The organism is Streptomyces rimosus, assembly GCF_008704655.1.
Lineage (GTDB): Bacteria > Actinomycetota > Actinomycetes > Streptomycetales > Streptomycetaceae > Streptomyces > Streptomyces rimosus.
In genome coordinates this window covers 6,621,975-6,643,991 of sequence record NZ_CP023688.1, presented here as the reverse complement: position 1 = coordinate 6,643,991, position 22,017 = coordinate 6,621,975, and the positions used below count along the sequence as shown (strand labels likewise).

The following is a 22,017-nucleotide window of genomic DNA, read 5'->3' as shown; positions in this document are numbered from 1 at the left end:
CCCCAACTACAACAGAACGGACCCGCACGATGACCGAGCCGATATCTCTTCCGTCCGCCGAGACCGTCTTCAAGACCGGCAAGACCTTCGCCCGTGACCTGGGGGAACGGGTGCTGAGTACGTTCCTTCAGTCATTCGTCGGCGGCATCGTTGTGACGACTCCTCTGGATGCCTCGATGTGGTACGCCGCCGCTGCGGGCGGAGTCGGCGCCGTGCTCGCCTTCGGCAAGGGCCTGCTCGCCAGGCTCTCCGATGTGAAGAACTCCGCGTCGCTGGCCAAGGGCGTCTGACCGGAGGTTGCCGTGCCCGACGAGCTATCTGTGGGCGAACTCGGGCGGGCCGTTTCTGCCCTGCGCCAGGAGATCCAGGCGATGGCGCAGGGCATCAACTCGCGCCTGGACAAGGTCGTGTCCACCGAGGTCTACAGCCTGCAGTCCGCGTACACCGACCAGCGCATCACCGCTCTGAGCCAGGATTTGCAGAAGGCCGAGGATGCGCGGGAGACGCTGGAGCGGGCCTTCGAGCAGTACCAGTTGGCCGAGCGTGACCGACGGGAGCGTGAACGGCAGGCTCGTCTCTATCAGATGATCTTGCCTGTACTGATGGGCCTGTTGGCCGCGGCAATCTCGGTGTGGGCGGTGATCGCGAAATGAGCACCCAGCACAAGGCCACCGGGCTGCCGCGCGCTGAGTGGCTCGCCGTGATCACTGTTCTGCTGTTTCTCAGTGGCATGGCCTGGTTGGCCGTGCAGGTCGTCGACTTGCACGGTGAGCTGCAGACCGCGAACGGGGCGCGCGATGCGCTCGCCCGGCAGGTTCAGGCGCTCGGCGGCCGGCCGGTCGCGGGCCCGCCCGGCAACCGCGGCGACCCGGGCCGGACCGTACATGGACCGACCGGTCCCCGAGGTGCTCCCGGCCCGGTCGGCTCTGCGGGCTCCCCCGGGCCCGCGGGGCCGACCGGTGTGAAGGGTGCCTCCGGCACGGCCGGGAAGGCGGGCGCCTCGGGAATCGACGGCGCGGACGGTGCTGCGGGCACGGACGGCGATGCTGGTCAGCCCGGGCCCCAAGGGCCGCAGGGCCAGCCTGGCCCGGCCGGACCGGCGGGCAAGGACGGCGCAACCGGGCGCGACGGCCAGACCTGCCCAGCCGGCTACTCCCTCCAGGCCCCGCTCGGCGACCCGGACGCGCTCGTATGCCGCCGCGACGGAGCCCCTACGCCAGAGCAGACTCAGTCCAGCACTTCTACCGCGCTCGAACCTGACCGGAAGAAGAAGTGAATACGCCCCGCCCCTGCTCCGGCAGGGGCGGGGCGCTTCGTCGTGTCGGCGAGGTCGGAACAGTGGCGATCTTGTGCATACTCGGCGGAGGATGCAGCATGGCCGAACGGTGCTGGACACCCCGATATCGCGTTCTGCAGGCCGATGCTGATGAGCCACTGTCGCCGAACCGCGAAGCCCGCATCCGGCAGCTCGACGAGGAGCTTGCCCGGGAGGGCAGCCTAGCCGCGGAAGGTACGCGTGCTGCGTTGCGGGACCTTCTCGCGGAGGTCAGCCGCCTTCGCCGCCTGATCGACTCGGTGGGTGGAGATCCGGATAGTCGGCCGCCGGTCACGCGCTGAGGCTGGGCCCACCGTAGTCGTGCGGTTGTCCGCCGCGCCATTCGACCCACGCCGGGTCGTCGAGCAGCGGCTCGGCGTCGGGCAGCCCGGCCCGCCGCAGGAACTCGACCACATCCCGGTCGCTGTGCGCGAGGCCGAGGATCTGCCCGTCGGCGCGCACCCGCCGGCCGCCCGTCGGGCTGGGCTCCTGGATGACGATGCGCGCGGCCATACATCCAGCCTGCGGGAGGGCGCAGCGGGGCGCATCCGCACGCTGCCCGCGCGAGTGCCGCCGCGTCGTCTGAATAGGCCCGGGGGTGGTTTCTCCGGTGTGGGCTACTCACCCTCGGGTTCCGGGTGCCGGACCTTGCGCTTCAGCTCGCGCTCGACCTCGTAGCGGCTCTGCTCGGTCGCCTCGGCGTGGGCGGTGATGGCGGCCTGGACGGCTTCCGCGGCCGTGCGCCAGGCGTCCCACTGCTGTTGCCAGGCCGTGTGCTGGGCATCGGTCCAGCCGTCGCCGTCGGCAGGCCGGCCGTGCCCGGCCTGGATGGCCAGCACTTTCGTGTGCTCCGCGATGGCGGCTTCTTCCAGCTTGATCAATTCGTCTGTGAGTTCGATGGCCACTGGCTGATATTACGCGGTCGTGGCTATATCCCCTCGTACCGCCGCAGCCCACTCCCTGAGGAGTTGCTCGTACTGCATCTGCTCCTCCGGCCACAGCGGGCGTCCTGACCTCGCCTGCATGTAGGCGCGTATCTCCTCGTTCACCTCGGCCACGGACCGCGGAGCGGCGGGGGCGGGAGCGCAGAGGCTGGGCATGCTGCCGATGCTACGGGCAGGCGCTGACAATCTCCCGGTAATTCGGGGGCCGTAGGATGCGCGCATGATTCGCGCTGTGGTCTTCGATGTCGGTGAGTGCCTGGTCGACGAGACGCGGGAGTACGGGACGTGGGCCGATTGGCTCGGTGTCCCGCGTCATACGTTCCACGCGATGTTCGGGGCGGTGATCGCGCAGGGCCGCGACTACCGCGAGGTGTTCCAGGAGTTCCAGCCGGGCTTCGACCTGTACGAGCAGCGTCAGGCACGCGCGGACGCTGGCCAGCCGGAGCACTTCGACGAGGGCGACCTGTACCCGGACGTGCGCCCGGCACTCGCCCAGCTCCGAGCCGACGGACTGTGGCTCGGCATCGCCGGCAACCAGACCGTACGGGCAGGCAGCATCCTGCGGGAGCTGTTCACCGAGGACGTGGACCTGATCGGCACCTCGGACGACTGGGGCGCGAGCAAGCCGGACCCACTGTTCTTCGAGCGGGTCGCCGAGGTCGTGCCGTACGAGAACAACGAGATCCTGTACGTCGGCGACCGCGTCGACAACGACCTGCGACCGGGCGCCGCGTGCGGGATGCACACGGCGCTCATCCACCGCGGCCCGTGGGCGACGATCCAGTGGAACACCGCGGAAGCGCGCGAGCTGCCCACGTTCCGGATCGAGTCGCTCGCCGACCTGTCGGAGGCGATCAAGAAGTTCAACGCGCGAGAGCGCTGACCGTCGTTGTCCATCCGTACAGCCGCTCGTCCAGGTCCCGTACGCACTGCTCGTGCTGGTGCGGGGCCAGGGCGCGGCGGACCTCTCGTATGCGGTCCATGCCCGTCGCGTACCAGGTCGTCTCCAACTGTTCGAGGGCTCGGCGCGCGAACTCGCACGCCGCCTCAGGTCGGCCAGCCGCCGCCTCAACGGCAGCTAGGTCGCCGAGAACCACAGTGGCCTGCTTCGCTTCTGTCGGCGGAAGCTCATCCAGCACGCCGAGGAGCGTGGTGCGCGCCTGCGGAAGATGGCCTGCCCGCAATTGGGTGTTCCCCTTGAACGCGGCCAACCGCGTACGGCTGAACCAATCCATCCACTCGGGCATCGCCTCGCCGTCGGCGTGGGAGGCTGCGGCGAGAGTGTCCTCTGCGTGTTGGAGCAGGTGCAGGGCCGTCCGGACGTTTCCGCAGCGGGTCTCGCACTCAGCCTCTACGGCGTCGAGCCACGCCATCAACGGAGGCGGAGCGGAACCGCGCCGGGCGTAGGTGCGGGCCGCGACCATGCGCTCTACGGCGGCTTCCCGGTCTCCGGACCATCCGGGGATGAAGGCGGTGTGCGCCAAGATGGCCGCGCCGAGGAGGTGGTCATCTGCCTCGCCAGCGGCCTGCAGGGCCCGCAGCAGTGTCGGGCCAGCGCTGTCGGGCAGGCGGAGGTCGAAGAATTCGATGCGCCCGGCGAGCAGATACGTCTCTGCGAGCGCGGCAGCCACGGCCCGTCGTGTCTCCCCAGCGGTCTCGGACAGGAGCGCGCACCCGAGGGTGGTGTGTGCGAGAGCTGCCGGATGAAGGGTTGCCGGCGCGACAGACCAGTACATGCGGCGGTGCGCTCGTGTCACGGCGGCGAAGTCCTCGGCCACGCTCGGAGGTTGCATGGTCGTGGGCGGATGCGACGGCACGACTGGCAGGCTGCCTTCGACCGGGATGTTTGCCGGGCTCTGGCGCCTCGGCGAGGCGGGTTCGTGTCCCTCGGGTGGGGTGAAGCCCAGGGCCCGCATGTCCTGTCCCAGAAGGCGCGTGAGTTCCTTCTGGATGGGAGCCTGCGGCCATGGTGGGTTGTCCGACTCCCACCTACGTACCTGGCGCGGGTCGACGCCGAGCGCGTCGGCCAGTGCGCGCTGTGAAGCGTACCCCGCTGCCACGCGAGCGGACTTGAGGCGAACGTTCCCCGGCACGGTGACCTCTCTTCCGAAGGTTGGCGCCAGTGTCCCCCGAAAGTCCCTGTGCGGGCCAGCCATCACCCGCGCGACTGTAAGAAAGTCCTCTTTGGCGCCGTAAGAAGTCCTCTGTAAGTCCTCGTCAAGCGGCAGCGGTGCGTCCATTCTTGGCCACATTCCACTTCCGAGTGCTGAGGTCGAGGAGCCGCGATGTCACCGCCGAGCTGTCTGGGGCCGGACAAGAGCTTGTCAGAGGTCGGCGCCAGTTGGGACGCGGTCCGCGTACCGCATTCCATCGGCGGGCCCGCCATCGGGATCCTCGGTACGCGATGCGGCGCCGTCATCGACGATCCCCAGTGCGCTCTGTACTGGTTCATCGCGCCGGGCTCCGTTGACCAGTGGGACGTCCCTGGTACGCGACTCCTTTCGACGGGGGCTGTTCTCGCGGTACCGCCTGCGCGGCGTACGGCTGGTCCGGGGGTGCACTGGAGGGTTTGTCCTGGAGATGGTGACTGGCTCACTCAGGCGGAGGCCCTGCGCGCGGCACTGGAGGACTCGATCAACCTGCGATCCCGAACGGGGATGCCATGAAGCCCCTCGCCCTCATCTACGACCGGAACGCTACGCGGTCCCACGCCATCCTCGACATGCGGCTCGAAGGCTGCCGTACCTACGCCAGGCGTCACGACTGGCAGATCGCGGACGAGTGGGTCGACCGCGGGGATGACGCGCTGAGCCCCGAACGCCCTCGACTCACGGCCCTCTTGGAGATCATGCGGACGCAGGCCCCGCGGCGGCCGGTGATCTGCCTGGTGCACACGTGGGACCGCCTCGCCCGCGACGGCGATCTGCGCCTCGCACTGCAGCAGCGCGTCGCCAAGGCCGGCGGCTACGTGGCGACGACATTCGACGAGTCCGACGAGCGGTCTCACGCCGCGCTCGTCAACCGGTCCGATGGCTGACCGGCGGCGCCAGGCCGTGTACGTCCTCGTTGTCGTGGCGCTGCTCGGAGCCCTCGTGTATGGCGTTGCCTCGGGAGGCCCCCGTGGCTGATACGTGCAGCAACCGCTGCTCGGCGACCGATGACCTGGCCGAGGTGCACGAAGCTGATCTTTCTGGCCCCGGCTGGGTGCTGCTCCTGTGCCAGCCCTGCGCGGAGCAGCCGCCATGGTCGCTCACCGAGGGCGAGTGGCAGCAGTTCCTCTCGAAGAGCCGGAGGTGACCGACATGAACGAGCCGTGGACGGCTCCGCCGGGCGACGGCACAGCCGTGGTGCCGATCGGAGACGTCTGGGACGTGGTCGAGGCCCCGGCCGAGACGGCCGCCTGGGTCCGCCAGTTGCGGCGCGTAGAGGCGCCCGCGATCGTCGACCCGCGGCAAGGCCGGGCATGGTGGCTGATCCCTCGGGGCAGCGCCAACCCGACCGCCTGGTTGTGGCATCAACTCCAGCCGACGGTCGTGGTGCGCACGTCCGGGTCTCTGATCGTGCCGCATGCCGCCCGTAGCGATGGGCTGCGGTGGGTGAAGCCGCACCCTTGGGGCGGCACCTACCTGGCACAGCCGGAGCGCCTCGCGGCGGTGCTCACCCTCCTCCGCAGCGCGACTGCAGCGCGCAGAGCTTCCGTGTCGCCTTTCTACGCTCGGGGCGACACGGACGCGGGGCCCGGTTGACGGCTACGGATAGCCCTGGCCCCGCGGCGGCTGCTCGGCGCACTTCCGACCGGGCAGCCGCGTCCCACGTCCCTCGCCACAGCGAACGCCCCATGGGGTGGGCGAGGGACGGGCGGGCCGACCGCCGCTCGTGGCGGTCGGCCCGCACCCTTTGGGCGGTTCGTCACCCTGGCCACGTACGGCCCGGTGACCTCCCGAAGGTGTTCCGGACCCCAGCCCTGGGGATACCGCACAGACGTTCGGCATATGACAATCGGCCACACCGACACGAGGGCAGGTGCCATGAGCAACCCAGCCGGGGCGAAAAGGTTCGGAGAAGTTCTGAGAACCCGCAGATCAGCGGCAGGGTACTCGTGCCGCGGCCTGGCGCGCGCCCTGTCCTACACGCCTGGCTGGATCAGCCGCGTCGAGAACGGCAAGGTGCCTCCCGGCCACGATTTCGCCACCCGCTGTGACGCCCTACTTGGCACGGGCACGGAACTCGTCACGCTTGCCCAGGCGGCTCAGCCCGATGTCCACGGCCTCCTTCGCCCCGCCCAGCTCCCTCCTCGCGCGAGCCACTTCGTCGGCCGCGACCGCGACCTGTTCGCCCTGGACAGCTCCCTGAAGACCCCGGCCACCGCCGACGGCTCGTACATCATCGCCATCGATGGGCCAGCCGGTGTCGGCAAGAGCACGCTCGCCGTGCAGTGGGCACACAAGATCGCCCATAAGTTCGCTGGCGGCGTGTTCTTCGCCGACCTGCAGGGCCACGCGCTGGATGGCAGGCCGGTCGCTCCAGCTCAGGTGCTGGAACGCTTCTTGCTCTCGGTAGGCGTCGCCGCAGACCGCATCCCGCCCGGCCTCGAAGAGCGCGCCGCCATCGTGCGCACGCTGGCAGAGGGCCGCCCCACCCTATTCGTCCTGGATAACGCGGCCGACGCCGACCAGGTCGAACCGTTGCTGGTCGGGGCACCCGCGAGCGTCGTCATCGTCACGAGCCGACGCCGCCTCACCCGCCTCACCGTACGGACCGGCGCGCACCGCGTCTGCCTCGGCCCGATGGACCCGGCCGAGTCGGCTGACCTTCTTAGCGCGGTCATCGGCCCCAGAGCCGACTCGGACCCCGAGGCCGTACGCGCGCTGGCTGCGAGGTGCGCTCACCTGCCGCTCGCGCTGAGGATCGCTGCGGAGCGCCTGGCCGGGCACCCGTACCGCACTGTGGCCGGCTCCGTCGCCGAGCTGGATGCTGGCCGACTGGACGCTCTCGCGGACGCGGGGGACCCGCATCTGGCGATCCGGCCGATACTCGCGGGCTCCTACCAGGACCTGGAACCCGAGGCCGCGCGGGCATTTTGCCTGTTCGGCCTGTACCCCGGCGCCACGATCAGTACCGACGCCGCGGCGGCACTGCTCCGTCGTGAGCGGGGCCGCGCTCGGCGCCTGCTGGACGCGCTGGTGGCGGTGCATCTGCTGGAGGAAGTCGGCGCGGACCGGTTCCGCGCACACGACCTGCTGCGCGAGTACGCGGCAGAGTTGGCCGCCGAGCTCAGCGAGGAGTGCCGTACGGCGGCGGTGGCTCGGCTCGTGGGCTGGTATGCGCACACCGTGGACCGGGCCAACTATGTCATCGCCCCGCAGCGCCCGATCGAACTGCTCGTGGACCCGCCCATCGGTACGCATCCTCTCGGGTTCACCACGCCCGAGGACGCCTCCCAGTGGTGCGACGATGAGGCCGAAAATCTGTTGCCCATCATCCGCCTCGCCACGCGTCACACCCTCTCGGCCGCCTGGCAGATTCCGACGCGGCTGTGGAATTGGCTCTTGGTCCGTAAGCCCTGGTCGCTGTGGATCGACAGCCACGAGGTGGGCCTCCAGGCCGCGGTCGCCAGCGGCGACCGCGAAGCGGAAGCGTGGGTCTCCCTGAACCTTGCCGATGGGTGGCGGCAGACCGGCGATACCGACCGTGCCCGGCACTACGCCCAGGACGCGCTCCGCATCCGGGAGCAGCTCGGCGACCACCATGGACAGGGCTGGTGCGAAGCCTGCCTCGGGTTCATCGCCACCGACGAGGCCGAGCTGGAGCAGGCCCGTAGCCACTTCGATGCGGCACTCGGGCACTTCCAGATGTCCGGTGACCGTCACGGCCAGGGCGTGCTTCTGGCCTGCCTCGCCGAGACGCACGCCCACCTCGGTCACCCTGACCGCGCCCAAACCGCGTTCGACGCTTCACTCGCTCTCGCCCGGGCGCTGGGGGACCACTACGGCGAGGGAATGCTCTGGACCCGGCGCGCCGGCGCCCACCGGGCCCGCGGCGAGTTGGACGACGCCCTCACGTGCCTGGACCGCCGAATCACCAGCGGCCAGGCCGCGGCGGACGAGTGGGGCATCGCGGACGCGTACGAGCAGCGCGGTGACATCCTCGCCGAGCTGGGGCGAGAGGGCGAAGCACGGGCGGCGTGGCAGCGCGCACTCCAGATTTTCTCGGCGCTCGAAGATCCCCGGGCGGCCGCGCTCCGGGAGCGGCTCGGGGCTACGAGGCCGCCGGAGCCGTGAGGGCCTGACGGACCCGTTCCATCGCGGTGGCCGCGTCTGCGGTCACCGCGATTCGTATTGGGCGGCGCCCGTCGGTGATGCTGGACATCTCCGGCGGGAAGCCCACCCTCGCGTCGATGAGGGTCGCGCCACGGCAGTGGCCGACGAGCTCGACGACGACCTGGCGCTCCTCGTACGTGGCCAGCGCCGGGTCCAGCATGATGGCGGCGGTGAGCGGGTCGTGCATCACGCAGCCGCGGCGTCCGCCGTTGACCCTCGCGTGCATGGCCAGGTAGTCGTCGAGGATCTGCGTGGCGTACCGGGCCGCGGGCGTGCCGGACGAGGCGACCTCGTCCAGCCAGGTCCCGTCCACCCACGCGCCGGCCGTGGTCCCCATCGGCACCAACGTCAGATTGAAGCCGGCCCGCAGGACCGCCTCTCCGGCCTCGGGGTCGTGGCCGATGTTCGCGTCCGCCCACGCGGTCAGATTCCCGGGGCTGCCGATGGCGCCGCCCATGACGACGACCTGACGCAGCAGCACGGGCAGCTGCGGCTCCAGCCTCAGTGCGAGCGCGATGTTCGTCAGCGGGGCAAGCGCGAGCAACGTCAGCTCCCCCGGCCTCTGGCGGGCGAGACGCACCAACTGCTCGGCGGCCGACTCGGCGACCGGGCGTCGGGCGGACGGCGGGCCGGCGTGTCCACCGAGCCCGTCCTGCCCGTGTACGAACTGCCCGGTGCTCAGAGCCTGCTGGAGCGGCGTCGGCGCCCCCGCGGCCACCGGCACGTCGGTGCGCCCGGCTATGTCGAGTATCCGCAGCGCGTTCTCTGCGGCCATCTGCGTGGGCACGTTCCCGTGGATCGCACCGACGGCGACGAGTTCGATGTTCGGCTGGGCGGCGAGGTAGAGGAGGGCCCAGCAGTCGTCCACGCCGGGGTCCGTGTCGATCACGACGGGCAGGCGTGCGGGTGTGGGCTGGGGCATGGGGGGACTCCTCAAGATCGTTTGATCTGTGGACCCCGCGAGTCTTACGCACGGTGAAAACCGGCGCCAGTGTTTCTTACGTTGCTCAACACGTAAACACTGCCGTTCGTGCTTCCGGTTCGACACAGTGGACGTGTGCCACCCGGACCCGGTCGGCATGGTCGTTGGGAAGCGCGCCACACTGATCGGGTCCGGCAGGCAGAACTGTGCCGCCTCGCGCTCCGAGAGCGCGAGGCGGTTCTGTTATGTCCAGCAGCGCGTTGAGCCTGCTCGGGGCGCGTTTCTGAGGCGGTTCTGAGGGGGTTGGGCCCTGAGGGGGCGCCCAGGCGGGATCCACGCGGAAGGTCGCGGAAGACGGTGAAAGAAAGTGAAAGGCGGCTCGTGCGCAGGTCAGCCTTCCTGCCTGCCGAAGCGGGAGGAAGGGGCGGACGAGTCGACCTGTACGCCGGGTTCTGTCACCGACGGCCCTTGCGGCCCGTCGGGAGACGGCCATCCATCTAGGGCTGTCGTTGCCGGCAGCCTCGTGCGGTCTACCCGCGGACTCGGGCGGGCAGCCCTCGAACGTCCGCGCAGGGCCGTCAGCCGACGGCCCCTCTTGACCTTGCTCCGGGTGGGGTTTACCTAGCCCTCCGAGTCACCTCGGAGGCTGGTGGTCTCTTACACCACCGTTTCACCCTTACCGAGGACCTGGGTCCCCGGCGGTTTGCTTTCTGTGGCACTGTCCCGCGGGTCACCCCGGGTGGGCGTTACCCACCACCCTGCCCTATGGAGCCCGGACGTTCCTCGGGGGGATGCGGTGCACCCCCACGCGGCCGTCCGGCCGGCTCGTCCGCCGTGCGGACCATGGTACCCGGCGGCCGGCTGAGCCTTGACCTTGCCGTAGCGGCAACGTTTCTACTGTCCCTATGAGGATCGGAGAGCTCGCGGCGCTGGCCGGCGTCACCACGCGGACCGTGCGGCACTACCACCACCTGGGGCTGCTCCCGGAGCCCGCGCGGCGGGCGAACGGGTACCGGCAGTACGGGCTGCGCGACGCGGTGACGCTGGCGCGGGTGCGGCGGCTGACCGAGCTGGGGCTCGGGCTGGTCGAGGTGCGCGATGTGCTCGCGGACGACGCGGGGCGGGAGCTGCGGGAGGTGCTGGCCGAGCTGGACGCGGATCTGGCGCGGCAGGAGGAGGAGATCCGGCGTCGGCGGGAGCGGCTGGGGGCCCTGTTGGGGCAGGTGGAGGAGGGCGGGCAGCTGCCCGCCGAAGGGCCGTACTCGGAGCAGTTGACGGAGCTGTTCGGCGAGATGCGACGGGTCTCGGGCACGCTGCCGGGTCCGGAGCCCGCGATGGCCGCGAAGGAGCGGGAGATGCTGGAGATGCTGGAGCTGGCCGCGGGCTCCGGGAACGGCGAGCGGATGGTGTCCCTGGTGCGGGAGGCCGTCGCGCCGCCCGGGGCGATGGAGCGGATCTACGAGGTCTACGCCCTGCTGGACGAGCTGGCGGAGGCCGGCCCGGACGATCCGCGGGTGGCGCAGGCGGCCCGCGCGCTCGCCGCGTGCATCCCGGTGAAGATGCTGGGCGCGGTGCGGCTGGACCGGGACGAACCGGCCGTGACGGTCTTCGAGGACTCGTATTTCGCGGATCTGGCACCGGCGCAGGAGGAGGCCGTGCGGCAGGCCCTCCGGTTGGTGCTGGAGCCTGGCGAGGGAACGACGTAGGGAGGGGTGTGGCGTGGGTGCGGGACGGGAGACGGGCAGAGGGCGGCGGCTGCTGGCCTACGAGGGGAGGTGGATGACCAGTCTGGGGCTGTGGGTGACGCGGCGGCGGCACGGGGTCGGGCCGGGGCATCGGTCGCTGGGGTACGCGCGGGCGCAGGCGCCGATGATGTACGGGTTCGCGTTCGTGTGCACGGTGGAGACGGTCGGCGTCGGGTTCCTGCTGGCGAAGATGCCGGTCGTGCACTGGATCATGCTGGTGCTCGACGTCTATACGGTGCTGATGGTGCTGGGTTTCCAGGCTGCCGCCGTGACCCGGCCGCATGTGCTGGGGCCGGAGGGGCTGCGGGTGCGCCAGGGTGCCGCGCTGGACGTGTGGATACCGCTGAAGAGGATCGCTTCCGTACGGTACGACCTGCGCTTTCCGAAGGCGGAGGCGGCCGGGCGGCAGGCCCAGGAGCGGGATGGGGTGCTGGAGATGGCGGTGGCGGCGCAGACCTGCGTCACCGTCGAGCTGATCGAGCCGGTCACGGCCGTGAAGCTGCTGGGGCAGCGGGTGACGGCCCGTACGGTGCGGTTCCACGCGGACGAGGGGCGGGCCGCGGTCGCCGCGATCAAGGCCGCCCTGGAGGAGGCGCGGGCCCGCCAGGGCGAGGAGGACAAGGAGGAGGACAAGGGCGACAAGGGCCTCGCCATGCCGGTGTGAACAGGGGCCTCATCACGCCGGTGTAACAGGGGCCCCATCACGCTGGCGTGACATGGACGAAGACGTGACCGGAGCCCGCAAGCGGACGAGGGCGTGACCGGAGCCCGTATCACGCCGGTGTGAAGCGCACCGGAGCATGCCCCGGGTCCGCTTCCGTGAGGCGGACGCGCAGGGGCTCGCCCAGTGGCAGCGCCGGGACCTGCTCGCCCCCGTCGATCCGGCCGATCACCGCCGGGTCGTACAGGTGCACCGTGCCCCCGTCCGGCCGCTCCTCCTGGACGTCGACCACATACCCGTCGAAGACCTCGCCGAGCCGGTTCTGCATCAGGGCCGCCTCGACGAGGTCGACGCATTCCCGCTCGACCCGGTGGGCCCGGCGGCTGCCTTCCGCCATCTCGGCGGGCAGCGCGGGCAGCGCCGTACGGACCCAGTCCGGCGGCTCCTGGCCGGCCGAGGCGGCCAGGCACAGTTCCGCGCCGTAGCGGTCGGCGAGGCGCCGCAGCGGGGCGGTGACGTGGGCGTACGGGGCGGCGACGGCGGCGTGCCGGGCGTGTTCGGGGGCGGGCGGGTCGCCGTCGAAGACGGTGTAGCCGGCGCCGCGCAGCAGGGACGTGCAGTCCTGGAGGAAGGCGGCGTGCGCGGCGCGGGCGGGGTCGAGGGTGCGGACGAGGGCGGCGTACGAGGTGTGGGCCGGCCAGTCGATGCCGAGGGCGCGGGCGGTACGGCGCAGCCGGGCGACCGCGCCGTCCGGGGCGGTGGGGAGCGTCCGCAGGACGCCGGTGCCGGAAGCGAGCATCAGGTCGGCCGCGGCCATGCCGGTGAGCAGGGAGAGCTGCGCGTTCCAGCCGTCGGCGGGGCGGGGCGCGCGGTAGGCGAGGGCGTAGCCGTCGGGGCGCTCGATGATTTCCTGCTCGGGAACGTTGAGGGAGATGCCGCCGCGGGCCACCTCCAGGTCCTCGCGGAGGCGGCCGATCTCGCGCAGGAGGGCCGGCGGCTCCTCGGCGGTGCCGGTGTCGATGGCGCGCTGTACGCCCTCGTAGTCCATCCTGACGCGCGAGCGGACGAGGGCGCGGCGTACGTCCGTCGAGCGCAGCGCGCCGTCCGCGTCCAGGTCGAGCCGCCACAGGACGGCCGGGCGGTCCTCGCCGGGGAGCAGGCTGGCGGCGCCCTCACCGAGCACGGGCGGGTGCAGCGGGACGCGCTCGTCGGGGAAGTAGAGGGTCGTCACGCGGCGGTGCGCCTCGGCGTTCAAGGCGCCGCCGGGGGTGACGAAGGAGGCGACGTCGGCGATGGCGTAGTGGACGCGGTAGCCGCCGCCGGGGCGCCGGGCCAGGAACATGGCCTGGTCGAGGTCCATCGAGCCGGGCGGGTCGACGGTGAACATCGGCAGGTCGGTCGCGTCGGTGGCGGCGGTTTCGGCGGGCGGGTGCGGCCAGCGCGCGGCACTGTCCGCCTCGGCCTGCGCGGACAGCGGGAAGGTCTGCGGGATGTCCGGCCGCGCCCGCAGCTCGCGCAGCGCCGCGCGCAGTGGTGCCTCGGCTGCGGCGGTCACGCGGAGGTGGCGGCGGGGCATGTTTTGAGCGTAGGGGGCGCGCGGGGCGCCCGCCCCTTGATGGGGTGCCCGCCCCGGTCCTGGCCCGACCGTAAAGTGGCACAGCCATTGCACAGGAGGTTAAGGAGAAGCGCGTGCTCGTGTTGTTGCCGCCGTCCGAGGGGAAGGCCGCGTCCGGGGGCGGGAAGCCGTTGGACCTGGGGGCGCTGTCCCTGGCCGGGCTGAATCCGGCCCGGGAGGCGGTGCTGGACGAGCTGGTCGGGCTGTGCGCGGCGGACGAGACGAAGGCGCAGGAGGTCCTGGGGCTGAGCGACGGGCTCCGGGGCGAGATCGCGAAGAACGCGGGGCTGCGCGAGGCCGGGACGCGGCCGGCCGGGGAGATCTACACGGGCGTGCTGTACGACGCGCTGGGCCTGGCCACGCTGGACGCGAAGGCGCGGCGGGCGGCCGAGGCGTCGCTGCTGGTGTTCTCGGGGCTGTGGGGCGCGGTGCGGATCGGCGACCGTATCCCGTCGTACCGCTGCTCGATGGGCGTGAAGCTGCCGGGGCTGGGCGCCCTGGGCGCGTACTGGCGGACACCGATGGCCGAGGTGATGCCGCAGGCCGCGGCGGACGGTCTGGTGCTGGACCTGCGGTCGGCGGCGTACGCGACGGCGTGGAAGCCGAAGGGCGAGGTCGCGGGCCGTACGGCGACGGTGCGGGTGCTCCAGTCGAAGATCGTCGACGGGGTGGAGAAGCGGTCGGTGGTCAGCCACTTCAACAAGGCGACGAAGGGGCGCATGGTGCGGGACCTGCTGACGGCGGGGCGCGCGCCGGAGGGCCCCGCGGAGCTGGTCGAGGCGCTGGGCGATCTCGGATACGTGGTGGAGGCCGAGGCCCCGGCCAAGGCGGGCAAGGCGTGGGCGGTCGATGTGGTGGTGACGGAGCTGTAAGCACGCACACGGGAGAGCGTTGCAGAATCTGCAACGATCGTTGCGGATGCTGGAGTCCCGCAGCACTATAGGCAGCGTGACTACCGCTGCCGCCTCCTCCCCCGCCACCCCGCCGTCCGTGCTGGGACTCGCCCCCGTGATCCCCGTCGTGGTGCTCGACGACGCGGCCGACGCCGTGCCGCTCGCCCGCGCGCTGGTGGCGGGCGGGCTCCCGGCCATCGAGGTGACGCTGCGCACGGCCGCCGCCCCGGACGCGATACGGGCGATCGCCGACGCGGTCCCGGAGGCGGTCGTCGGCGCGGGCACCGTGCTCACCCCCGAGCATGTGGACACCGCGGTCGCGGCGGGTGCCCGCTTCCTGGTCAGCCCGGGGTGGTCGCCGCGGCTGCTGGCCGCGATGCGCGGCTCCGGCGTGCCGTTCCTGCCGGGCGTCTCGACGGCGTCGGAGGTGGTGACGCTGCTGGACGAGGGCGTCACCGAGATGAAGTTCTTCCCGGCACAGGCGGCGGGCGGCACCGCGTACCTGAAGTCGCTCGCCTCGCCGCTCCCCCGGGCCCGCTTCTGCCCCACCGGCGGCATCGGCCTGTCCTCGGCGCCCGCCTATCTGGCGCTGCCGAACGTGGACTGCGTCGGCGGTACGTGGATGCTGCCGGCGGACGCGCTGCGCGCGAAGGACTGGGCCCGGGTGGAGCGGCTGGCGCGCGAGGCCGCGTCGCTGGCCTGAGCCCACGACGCGGCCGGGCGCCCCCTTCGCGGACGGACGTTACGGCGCGACGATCGCGAACATCGGGTCCGGCACCGTCAGATACCCGAACACCGTGTCCGCCGCCGTCCGGTCGTCGACGCGGATGGCGCCCGCCTTGACCGCCGCGTCGAAGTTCCGCTGGAACAGCGGCCCTTCGAGGAGGAGCGAGTCGAACGTCTCCCTGGTCAGGGCGATGGTGGCCTGCGGCTTGCCCGCGTACAGGTCCGTGCCCGCCACGTACACCAGGACGCCGTTGCGCAGCGTCGTGGTGCACTCCTGCTGCGTGTCGGTGAAGTTCCAGTGCAGCACGATCGCGGCGCGCTGCTCCTGTGCCGCCTTCGGGCCGTCCACGCTGCGCGCCATCGCCGCGAAGACCTGCTCCAGGGTCATGCTGTGGACCAGGTCGGGCGCGCCCTTGCCGGCGGGCCGCTGCGGTCCGGTCCGCAGTTCCTCGGCGCCGGTCAGGTAGAAGTTGCGCCACGGCCCGTTCTCGGCGCCGTAGCCGAGCTGCGCGAAGGTCTTGGCCTGGAGGGCCTTGGCGTCCTGGACCGCCTTCTCGGAGACGGTGGCGGGGTCGGCGAAGATGACGTGGTTGAGCAGTTCCACGACCCAGCGGTACGCGTCCGGGTCGCCCTCGCGCCCGTCGTACGTCTCCTGCGCCTTCTGGACGACGGCCTCGGCGCCGCCCATCGCCGCCACGTAGCGGGTGCCGGCCGCGGTCGGCGGCAGATTCCACAGGTGGGCCGGATTTCCGTCGAACCAGCCCATGTAACGCTGGTAGACCGCCTTGAAGTTGTGGCTGAGGGAGCCGTAGTACCCCTGGTTGTAGTAGTGGTCGGCGAGCCCGGCCGGCAGGTGCTGGAGTTCCTCGGCGATCTCGATTCCGGTGTATCCGCGGTTGATGAGCCGCAGCGTCTGGTCGTTCAGGTACGCGTACATGTCCCGCTGGTTGCTCAGGAATTCGAGGATGCTTTCCTTGCCCCAGCGCGGCCAGTGGTGCGAGGCGAATTCCACTTCGGTGTGCTCGCCGAAGGTCTGGATCGCGTCGGTGAGGTATTTCGCCCAGGCGTGCGCGTCCCGTACCTGGGCGCCGCGCAGGCTGAGAATGTTGTGCAGGTTGTGGGTGGCGTTCTCCGCCATGCACAGGGTGAGGAGTTCGGGGAGATAGATGTTCATCTCCGCGGGTGCCTCGGTGCCGGGCGTCAGCTGGAAGAGCAGCCGTACGCCGTCGATGACGCGGCGGTGCAGCCCCTCGCGCCACGGGATGACGTCGGCGGGCGACCAGTCGTCGGCGGTCACGGCCTGGGCGCTGCCGATGTAGTCGGTCGGCGGCAGCAGGGTGACCTCGCCGGTGGAGACGGTCAGGCCGAGGCCCGAACCGACCTGCGCGTACGGGCTCTTGTCCAGCTCCGCCGCGTACATGTACTCGGCGCGGCGCTGCATCGCCGGGCCCGCGTAGACGTTCTCGCTGACGGCGTGCTCCAGGAACCCGTCGGGCGCGATGACCGTGAGGTCGGCGGGCACCTCGTCGTCGCGCTCGGCAAACAGGCCGCGGGCGCCGCCGAAGTGGTCGACGTGGCTGTGGGTGTAGATCAGCGCGCGGACCGGGTTCCGGTTCCCGGTGGTGTCGCGGTACAGCTTCAGGGCGGCCTGCGCGGTCTCGTAGCAGGCCAGCGGGTCGATGACGATGATCCCGCGGTCCCCCTCGATGATCGTCATGTTGGACAGGTCGTAGCCGCGCACCTGGTAGACGGCCCCGCGCGTGCCGGAGGTGACCTGGAACAGCCCGGCCACCGCGGTGAGCCGCCCCTGGCGCCACAGGCTCGGGTTGACGGTCGGCGGCGCCTGCTCGTCGCCGTCGGTCAGGAAGTCGTACGCGGTGAAGCTCCACACCACCTTGCCGCTGTCGGTCCGGGAGTGGATCGCCGGGACGTCCGGCTGCGCCAGCAGCCCCCGCTGCGCGTCCTCGAAGTCCTGCGAGCCGCCCTCCCGGAGCCGCTCGGCGGCCTTCCGGTTGGCTTCCGCGACGGACGCGGATATCTCGACGGGCCCGGTGTACTCGCTCGGCATTCCAACCTCCGTAAGGGCATGCGGAATTCACGCATACGGCGAGGGAAGGGCGCTGGTCGCGCCCCGTGCCAGCGACGCTAGGAAAGCGGGCTGCGCGCTACAAGGAACCAATCAAGCCAGTGGCACGAACCGCCCCGGCTCCGGTGAAAAGCGCAGGGTTCACGCCAGTCGAAGGTGGGCCGGAAAAGGGTCGGTAAGTGACGGGAAACGGCCCGCGCGGACGCGGAAAAGGCCCGCGCGTCACCGCGCGGGCCTTTTCCGTGGCGTGAAGCCCGGGCCGGTGGCGGGAAAGCCCGCCCGCCGCCCCGTAACTCCGCCGCAGCTCAGCGCAAATGCGCCGTCTCGTTCACCAGCCGCACCGAGGCGTTCCCGTCGCCGTAGTACGCGACCGCCGACAGCGACGCCGCCGACAGCTCCATGCGGAACAGCGACTCCGGCGGCGCGCCGAGGGCGAGCCGTACCAGCGTCTTGACCGGGGTGACGTGGGTGACCAGCAGCACCGTGCGGCCCGCGTACCGGGCCAGCAGCTTGTCGCGGGAGACGGCGACGCGGCGGGCGACCGCGGCGAAGGACTCGCCGCCGGTGGGCGCCGCCTTGGCGGAGCCGAGCCAGGCCGCCAGGTCCTGCGGATAGCGCTCCTGCACCTCGGCGAAGGTCAGGCCCTCCCAGGCGCCGAAGTCGGTCTCGCGCAGGCCCTCGTCGACGCGTACGTCCAGGCCCAGGCGGGCCGCGACGGTCTCGGCCGTCTGCCGGCAGCGCTTGAGGGGCGAGCTGACGACGGCCTGGACCGTGCCGCGCGCGGCGAGCGCGGCGGCGACCGCTTCGGCCTGGCGGTGTCCGGCCGGGGACAGCTCCGGGTCACAGCCGCCGCTGCCGGAGAACCGCTTCTGGGGGGTGAGGGCCGTCTCGCCGTGCCGCAGGAGGACGAGCGTGGTGGGCGCGCCGAGGTCGGCGGACGCCCAGCCCACCGGGGGCGCCTTCGGCTCGGCGGCTTCCGCGGCCTCCGCCGCCGCGTCGGCCGCCTGGGCCGCGGCACTGCGCGCCGCACCGCCCGCGTCAAGCTCGGCCCGCGAGTCGCGCGGCTCCCACTGCCGCCCCGCCTTGCCCGCGTCCATCGCCTCGTTGGCGAGCAGGTCGGCGTGCTTGTTCTGCTCGCGCGGAATCCACTCGTACGTGACCCGGTCCGGCGGGAAGACGGTCCGGGCCTCGGCCGCCAGCGGACGCATGTCCGGGTGCTTGATCTTCCAGCGGCCCGACATCTGCTCGACGACGAGCTTGGAGTCCATCCGCACCCGCACCTCGGCGTCCGGGTCCAGCGCGTGCGCGGCGCGCAGCCCGGCCAGCAGGCCGCGGTACTCGGCGACGTTGTTGGTGGCGGTGCCGATGTACTCGGCGGCCTCGGCGAGCGGCTGCCCGGACTCCGGGTCGATGACGACCGCGCCGTAGCCCGCGGGCCCCGGGTTGCCCCGGGACCCGCCGTCGGCCTCGACGATGAGCGTACGGGCCACGGTTTACAGGCCCGAGTCGGGCGTGCGCACCAGGATGCGGCTGCAGTTCTCGCAGCGCACGACCTTGTCGGCGGGCGCGGTGCGCACGTCGTTCAGCTCGGTGATGTCCAGCTCCAGGCGGCAGCCCTCGCAGCGGCGCTGGTAGAGGCGGGCGGCGCCGAGGCCGCCGTGCTTCTCGCGCAGCTTGTCGTAGAGGGCCAGCAGGTCGGCCGGGATGTCGGCGACGGTCAGCTCGCGCTCCTTGCGGACCGTCTCGGCCTCGGCGTCGATCTCGCCCCACACGGCGTCCCGGCGGGCGATCGCGTCGTTGACCTTGGCCTGTACGGACTCCACGCGCCCGGTCAGCTCGGCGACCCGCTCCTGGGCGGACTCGCGGCGCTCCATGACCTCCAGGACGACGTCCTCCAGGTCGCCCTGGCGCTTGGCGAGGGAGGCGATCTCCTTCTGGAGGTTCTCCAGGTCCTTGGGCGAGGTGATGGTGCCGGAGTCCAGGCGCTGCTGGTCGCGGGCGGCGCGCTGGCGCACCTGGTCCACGTCCTGCTCCGCCTTGGTCTGCTCGCGGGTGGTGTCGCTCTCCTCGGTCTGCGCGGCGACCAGCAGGTCGCGCTGCTGGGTGAGGTCGCCCTCCAGGGTCTGGATCTCGGCCAGCTCGGGGAGATTCCTGCGCTTGTGGGCGAGCTGGCTGAGCCTCACGTCCAGGGCCTGGACGTCGAGGAGGCGGATCTGGTCGGCGGGCGCGGCGTTCAGCGGGGGGCTCCTGATGTATTCGTCGGGGTCGTGCGGGCGTCGGACGCCGCGTGGGCGGTCCAGGGGTCGGTGACCGTGCGCGAGACATGGGTGCGCAGGTTCCAGCCGTGCCGGTCGGAAATCTCGTCGAGCTGGGCCGCCGCCTGCTCGCACCAGGGCCACTCGGTGGCCCAGTGGGCGGCGTCCAGCAGCGCCAGCGGGCTCTTCTGGGTCGCCTCGGAGGCGGGGTGGTGGCGCAGGTCGGCGGTGAGGAACGCGTCCACGCCCGCCGCCCGTACGTCGTCGAAGAGGCTGTCGCCGGAGCCGCCGGAGACGGCGACCGTGCGGATCGTACGGTCCGGGTCGCCGGCGATCCGGACGCCCTGCGCGGTCGCGGGGAGCCGGGCGGCGGCGTACGGGCCGAACTCGGCCAGCGTCATCGGGTGCGGCAGTTCGCAGATCCGGCCCAGGCCGCGGCGGCCGTGGGCGTCGGTGGCGTCCGGCACCAGGGGGCGCAGGACCCGCAGGTCCAGCGCGCCCGCGAGGGCGTCGGAGACACCGGGGTCGGCGGTGTCGGCGTTGGTGTGCGCGACGTGCAGCGCGATGTCGTTCTTGATCAGGGTGTGCACGACGCGGCCCTTGAAGGTGCCGGCCGCGACCGTGGTCGTACCGCGCAGGTAGAGCGGGTGGTGCGTGACGAGCAGGTCGGCGCCGATCCTGACCGCCTCGTCGGCGATCTCCTGTACGGGGTCGACGGCGAACAGGACCCGGCGCACCTCGGCGTCCGGGTCACCGCAGACCGTGCCGACGGCGTCCCACGATTCGGCCCGCTCGGGGGGCCAGAGGGCGTCGAGCGCGGCGATGACTTCAGACAGTACGGGCACGGGGGAAGGTTACCTCCCAGCCGTGCCCCCGTGCCGGGCCGCTCGGTGGCCGGGGCCTCGGCGGGCGGCCGCCGGGCGGCCCGGCCGCGGGATCGGCTCCGCCGCGGCCCCCACCCGCCCCCTGCGTTCCCCGAAGCACATCCTCCCCCGCCAGATCAAGGCGAACCGGACATCCGCCACACTTTTGCGTGAACTGCCGCAACCTTCGCCGATCGTTTGGGCGTGCGAAAACTACCTTCGGGCGCACTGACAGGAGGTGAGCACTCGATGACGGCTTGTGTCACCGAGGACGCCGCGAAGCCGGACGCCCGGCCGGACCCCACGGCGCTGACCATCGCCGCCGACGGCTCGTACGCCGCCCGGCTGGCCTGGCACGAGAGCAGCGGCAAGTGGTTCCCCGAGCGCTGGACGCTGGCGGGCCCGGAGCCGTACGCGGTCCCGCTGCCCGGCCGCCGGCCCGAGGAGGCGGACACCCGGCTGCTGCCCCTGGCGGACGGCCGGGTGCTGATCCGGCGCCGGGCCGCCGACCGCCACGCGCTCGGTCTGCTGTACCCGACCGGCCCCGGCACCGGCGAACTCCCGCTCGGCACCGTCGAGGCCGCGGAGCTGGCCCTGCTGCCCGCCGCGCCCTGCGGCAGCCGCGCCTACGCCCTCGCGCCCGGCGCGCGCTCCACGGTGCTGTGGCTGGTGCACGACGGCCGCCACTCCCCCGTCCCCGGCCAGGCGCGCACCGTCCCCACCTGCGTCGCCGAGATCGAGGGCCACTGCACGGGAGGCGTCTGGCTGGACCGTACGGGACGGCTGCTGGCGCTGGACCAGGAGCTGGACGGCCGCACCAAGACGGTGGTGGTCGACCTGGAGCGCGGCGGCGAGGTGAGCCCGCTGCTCCAGATCACCGAGGAGAGCAACGACCGGCTGCTGCTGGCCGATCCGGACAGCGGCCTGCTGGTGCTGCGGTCGGACGCGGCGGGGCACGACCGGCTGGGCTGGGGGGTGCTCGGCAGCGCGCTGCCGGTGCGCTTCCCGGAGTGCCTGCGGCTGCCGGACGCCGCGCTCCGGCCGTTCGCCGTGCAGCCGGGGCAGGCGCTCGCGCCGGAGAGCAGCGCGGTGGCGTTCCGGATCGACGCCGTGACCGGCACGTGGCTGGGCGTGTGGCGGCCCGCGGAGCGGCGGCTGCGGCAGCTGCCCGCCCCGCGCGGCTGGCTGGCGGGTACGGGCCTGTGGACGGCCGACGGCGAGCTGCGGCTGCCGTGCGTGACACCGTCCGTACCGTGCGGGCTGGCCCGGCTGCCGGCCTCCGCGACGGGGGCACGCCCCCAGGCGGAGCCGCCCGGCGGCCTGCCCGCCGAGACCCGTACCGGCGCGGGCGCGACCGCCGAAGGAGACCTCGTGCCCGCCGGCATCCCGGACAGGCGCCCCGCACGATGGGTACGGGTGCCCTCGACTCCCCTGCCGGCGACGGCGCCCACGCAACCGCCGCCGCCTCCGTCCGCCGTCGCCTCCACAGCATTCGCACAAGCGGAATCCGTGACCCGGGAACCGTACGGCGTGCTCGCGCATCCCTCTCCGTACAGGCCGGTGCCGTTGCAGCAAGCACCACTGCAACAGGCCCCGCCGACGGCCCGGGAGGCCCGGTAGAGCAAGATCGTTCGCTTCGTTAGTATCAGCGGTCGACCGGCCACCGACGGCC

23 protein-coding genes and 1 other RNA gene are annotated in these 22,017 nt (G+C 72.1%); 13 read left to right on the top strand and 11 right to left on the bottom strand.

Annotated features, from left to right (window positions below):
- The first annotated feature begins 29 nt into the window (after positions 1 to 29).
- From CP984_RS28850 to CP984_RS28840, 3 genes are read left to right on the top strand one after another with little or no spacing between them, the layout of a single operon-like run.
- Positions 30 to 290, top strand: coding sequence for a hypothetical protein (locus CP984_RS28850; protein WP_003983854.1), 261 nt, complete (start codon positions 30 to 32; stop codon positions 288 to 290).
- 12 nt (positions 291 to 302) lie between these two features.
- Complete coding sequence (locus CP984_RS28845; RefSeq protein WP_003983855.1) at positions 303 to 653, top strand: hypothetical protein; 351 nt, start codon at positions 303 to 305, stop codon at positions 651 to 653.
- A complete protein-coding gene (locus CP984_RS28840; RefSeq protein ID WP_003983856.1) occupies positions 650 to 1,276 on the top strand; it encodes a collagen-like domain-containing protein in 627 nt (208 codons plus the stop codon). Before CP984_RS28845 ends, CP984_RS28840 begins: the two co-directional genes overlap by 4 nt.
- 330 nt (positions 1,277 to 1,606) lie before the next feature.
- Here CP984_RS28840 and CP984_RS28835 read toward each other — a convergent pair whose 3' ends face one another.
- The 3 genes from CP984_RS28835 to CP984_RS28825 all read right to left on the bottom strand — a co-directional run bounded on the left by CP984_RS28835 (position 1,607) and on the right by CP984_RS28825 (position 2,415).
- Positions 1,607 to 1,828, bottom strand: coding sequence for a hypothetical protein (locus CP984_RS28835; protein WP_003983857.1), 222 nt, complete (start codon positions 1,826 to 1,828; stop codon positions 1,607 to 1,609).
- Positions 1,829 to 1,932: 104 nt separating this feature from the next.
- Entirely contained in the window at positions 1,933 to 2,220 is a 288-nt protein-coding gene (locus CP984_RS28830; protein WP_003983858.1) for a hypothetical protein, read from the bottom strand.
- Positions 2,221 to 2,229: 9 nt separating this feature from the next.
- Complete coding sequence (locus tag CP984_RS28825; RefSeq protein WP_003983859.1) at positions 2,230 to 2,415, bottom strand: hypothetical protein; 186 nt, start codon at positions 2,413 to 2,415, stop codon at positions 2,230 to 2,232.
- A 64-nt stretch (positions 2,416 to 2,479) separates the two neighbouring features.
- Here CP984_RS28825 and CP984_RS28820 point away from each other — a divergent pair, with 64 nt between their 5' ends.
- Positions 2,480 to 3,142, top strand: a complete 663-nt coding sequence (locus tag CP984_RS28820) for an HAD family hydrolase (RefSeq protein WP_030180977.1) — start codon at positions 2,480 to 2,482, stop codon at positions 3,140 to 3,142.
- Here the strand turns inward: CP984_RS28820 and CP984_RS28815 are convergent.
- Positions 3,123 to 4,352, bottom strand: a complete 1,230-nt coding sequence (locus tag CP984_RS28815; protein WP_030180975.1) for a helix-turn-helix domain-containing protein — start codon at positions 4,350 to 4,352, stop codon at positions 3,123 to 3,125. The genes CP984_RS28820 and CP984_RS28815 overlap by 20 nt on opposite strands.
- Before the next feature lie 569 nt (positions 4,353 to 4,921).
- Between CP984_RS28815 and CP984_RS28805 the strand changes: the two genes are divergently transcribed.
- The 4 genes from CP984_RS28805 (at position 4,922) to CP984_RS28795 (ending at position 8,540) form a co-directional block, all read left to right on the top strand.
- The gene (locus CP984_RS28805; RefSeq protein WP_003983865.1) at positions 4,922 to 5,296 is read left to right on the top strand and encodes a recombinase family protein; all 375 of its coding nucleotides are present in this window, start codon (positions 4,922 to 4,924) and stop codon (positions 5,294 to 5,296) included.
- A gap of 83 nt (positions 5,297 to 5,379) precedes the next feature.
- Positions 5,380 to 5,556, top strand: a complete 177-nt coding sequence (locus CP984_RS41480; protein ID WP_156100247.1) for a hypothetical protein — start codon at positions 5,380 to 5,382, stop codon at positions 5,554 to 5,556.
- Positions 5,553 to 6,005 carry a hypothetical protein gene (locus CP984_RS28800; RefSeq protein ID WP_003983867.1) on the top strand — a complete coding sequence of 151 codons (453 nt, stop codon included), beginning with the start codon at positions 5,553 to 5,555 and terminating at the stop codon, positions 6,003 to 6,005. The genes CP984_RS41480 and CP984_RS28800 overlap by 4 nt, the downstream gene beginning before the upstream one ends.
- A 246-nt stretch (positions 6,006 to 6,251) precedes the next feature.
- On the top strand, positions 6,252 to 8,540 hold the full coding sequence (locus CP984_RS28795; RefSeq protein ID WP_078575614.1) for a helix-turn-helix domain-containing protein: 2,289 nt from the start codon (positions 6,252 to 6,254) through the stop codon (positions 8,538 to 8,540).
- On the opposite strand, the gene CP984_RS28790 is transcribed toward CP984_RS28795, so the two are convergent.
- Positions 8,518 to 9,501 (bottom strand): nucleoside hydrolase, encoded by a 984-nt coding sequence (locus CP984_RS28790; RefSeq protein ID WP_003983869.1) that lies wholly within the window; start codon positions 9,499 to 9,501, stop codon positions 8,518 to 8,520. The two genes, CP984_RS28795 and CP984_RS28790, sit on opposite strands and share 23 nt — an antisense overlap.
- A 425-nt stretch (positions 9,502 to 9,926) precedes the next feature.
- Positions 9,927 to 10,329: RNase P RNA component class A (gene rnpB, locus CP984_RS28785), an RNA gene on the bottom strand.
- A 77-nt stretch (positions 10,330 to 10,406) separates the two neighbouring features.
- On the opposite strand from rnpB, the gene CP984_RS28780 reads away from it, so the two are divergent.
- On the top strand, positions 10,407 to 11,207 hold the full coding sequence (locus CP984_RS28780; RefSeq protein ID WP_003983870.1) for a MerR family transcriptional regulator: 801 nt from the start codon (positions 10,407 to 10,409) through the stop codon (positions 11,205 to 11,207).
- A gap of 73 nt (positions 11,208 to 11,280) precedes the next feature.
- Positions 11,281 to 11,910, top strand: coding sequence for a hypothetical protein (locus tag CP984_RS28775; protein ID WP_003983871.1), 630 nt, complete (start codon positions 11,281 to 11,283; stop codon positions 11,908 to 11,910).
- A gap of 109 nt (positions 11,911 to 12,019) precedes the next feature.
- Here CP984_RS28775 and CP984_RS28770 read toward each other — a convergent pair whose 3' ends face one another.
- Entirely contained in the window at positions 12,020 to 13,483 is a 1,464-nt protein-coding gene (locus tag CP984_RS28770) for an RNB domain-containing ribonuclease (RefSeq protein WP_003983872.1), read from the bottom strand.
- A gap of 113 nt (positions 13,484 to 13,596) precedes the next feature.
- On the opposite strand from CP984_RS28770, the gene yaaA reads away from it, so the two are divergent.
- Both yaaA and eda read left to right on the top strand, forming a co-directional pair.
- Positions 13,597 to 14,394 (top strand): peroxide stress protein YaaA, encoded by a 798-nt coding sequence (gene yaaA, locus CP984_RS28765; RefSeq protein WP_003983873.1) that lies wholly within the window; start codon positions 13,597 to 13,599, stop codon positions 14,392 to 14,394.
- Positions 14,395 to 14,461: 67 nt separating this feature from the next.
- Positions 14,462 to 15,118: a bifunctional 4-hydroxy-2-oxoglutarate aldolase/2-dehydro-3-deoxy-phosphogluconate aldolase gene (gene eda, locus CP984_RS28760; protein ID WP_030180972.1), complete on the top strand. Its 657-nt coding sequence runs from the start codon at positions 14,462 to 14,464 to the stop codon at positions 15,116 to 15,118.
- 39 nt (positions 15,119 to 15,157) lie between these two features.
- On the opposite strand, the gene CP984_RS28755 is transcribed toward eda, so the two are convergent.
- The 4 genes from CP984_RS28755 to CP984_RS28740 form a co-directional block, all read right to left on the bottom strand.
- Positions 15,158 to 17,209 (bottom strand): alkyl/aryl-sulfatase, encoded by a 2,052-nt coding sequence (locus CP984_RS28755; protein WP_003983876.1) that lies wholly within the window; start codon positions 17,207 to 17,209, stop codon positions 15,158 to 15,160.
- 323 nt (positions 17,210 to 17,532) lie between these two features.
- On the bottom strand, positions 17,533 to 18,717 hold the full coding sequence (locus CP984_RS28750; protein WP_003983877.1) for a bifunctional RNase H/acid phosphatase: 1,185 nt from the start codon (positions 18,715 to 18,717) through the stop codon (positions 17,533 to 17,535).
- Positions 18,718 to 18,720: 3 nt separating this feature from the next.
- A complete protein-coding gene (locus tag CP984_RS28745; protein WP_185836607.1) occupies positions 18,721 to 19,464 on the bottom strand; it encodes a zinc ribbon domain-containing protein in 744 nt (247 codons plus the stop codon).
- Positions 19,461 to 20,327 carry a Nif3-like dinuclear metal center hexameric protein gene (locus CP984_RS28740; protein ID WP_003983880.1) on the bottom strand — a complete coding sequence of 289 codons (867 nt, stop codon included), beginning with the start codon at positions 20,325 to 20,327 and terminating at the stop codon, positions 19,461 to 19,463. The genes CP984_RS28745 and CP984_RS28740 overlap by 4 nt, the downstream gene beginning before the upstream one ends.
- A 267-nt stretch (positions 20,328 to 20,594) precedes the next feature.
- Here CP984_RS28740 and CP984_RS28735 point away from each other — a divergent pair, with 267 nt between their 5' ends.
- Positions 20,595 to 21,965: a hypothetical protein gene (locus CP984_RS28735; RefSeq protein ID WP_030180968.1), complete on the top strand. Its 1,371-nt coding sequence runs from the start codon at positions 20,595 to 20,597 to the stop codon at positions 21,963 to 21,965.
- Positions 21,966 to 22,017 lie beyond the last annotated feature (52 nt).

Excerpts from the sequence above, each read along its gene's own strand:
- CP984_RS28825 (WP_003983859.1), bottom strand. The coding sequence starts at position 2,415 with ATGCCCAGCCTCTGCGCTCCCGCCCCCGCCGCTCCGCGGTCCGTGGCC.
- CP984_RS28805 (WP_003983865.1), top strand. The coding sequence starts at position 4,922 with ATGAAGCCCCTCGCCCTCATCTACGACCGGAACGCTACGCGGTCCCAC.
- CP984_RS28770 (WP_003983872.1), bottom strand. The coding sequence starts at position 13,483 with ATGCCCCGCCGCCACCTCCGCGTGACCGCCGCAGCCGAGGCACCACTG.
- CP984_RS28790 (WP_003983869.1), bottom strand. The coding sequence starts at position 9,501 with ATGCCCCAGCCCACACCCGCACGCCTGCCCGTCGTGATCGACACGGAC.
- CP984_RS28755 (WP_003983876.1), bottom strand. The coding sequence starts at position 17,209 with ATGCCGAGCGAGTACACCGGGCCCGTCGAGATATCCGCGTCCGTCGCG.
- CP984_RS28835 (WP_003983857.1), bottom strand. The coding sequence starts at position 1,828 with ATGGCCGCGCGCATCGTCATCCAGGAGCCCAGCCCGACGGGCGGCCGG.
- CP984_RS28850 (WP_003983854.1), top strand. The coding sequence starts at position 30 with ATGACCGAGCCGATATCTCTTCCGTCCGCCGAGACCGTCTTCAAGACC.
- CP984_RS28840 (WP_003983856.1), top strand. The coding sequence starts at position 650 with ATGAGCACCCAGCACAAGGCCACCGGGCTGCCGCGCGCTGAGTGGCTC.
- CP984_RS28795 (WP_078575614.1), top strand. The coding sequence starts at position 6,252 with ATGACAATCGGCCACACCGACACGAGGGCAGGTGCCATGAGCAACCCA.
- CP984_RS28775 (WP_003983871.1), top strand. The coding sequence starts at position 11,281 with ATGACCAGTCTGGGGCTGTGGGTGACGCGGCGGCGGCACGGGGTCGGG.
- CP984_RS28780 (WP_003983870.1), top strand. The coding sequence starts at position 10,407 with ATGAGGATCGGAGAGCTCGCGGCGCTGGCCGGCGTCACCACGCGGACC.
- CP984_RS28820 (WP_030180977.1), top strand. The coding sequence starts at position 2,480 with ATGATTCGCGCTGTGGTCTTCGATGTCGGTGAGTGCCTGGTCGACGAG.
- CP984_RS28735 (WP_030180968.1), top strand. The coding sequence starts at position 20,595 with ATGACGGCTTGTGTCACCGAGGACGCCGCGAAGCCGGACGCCCGGCCG.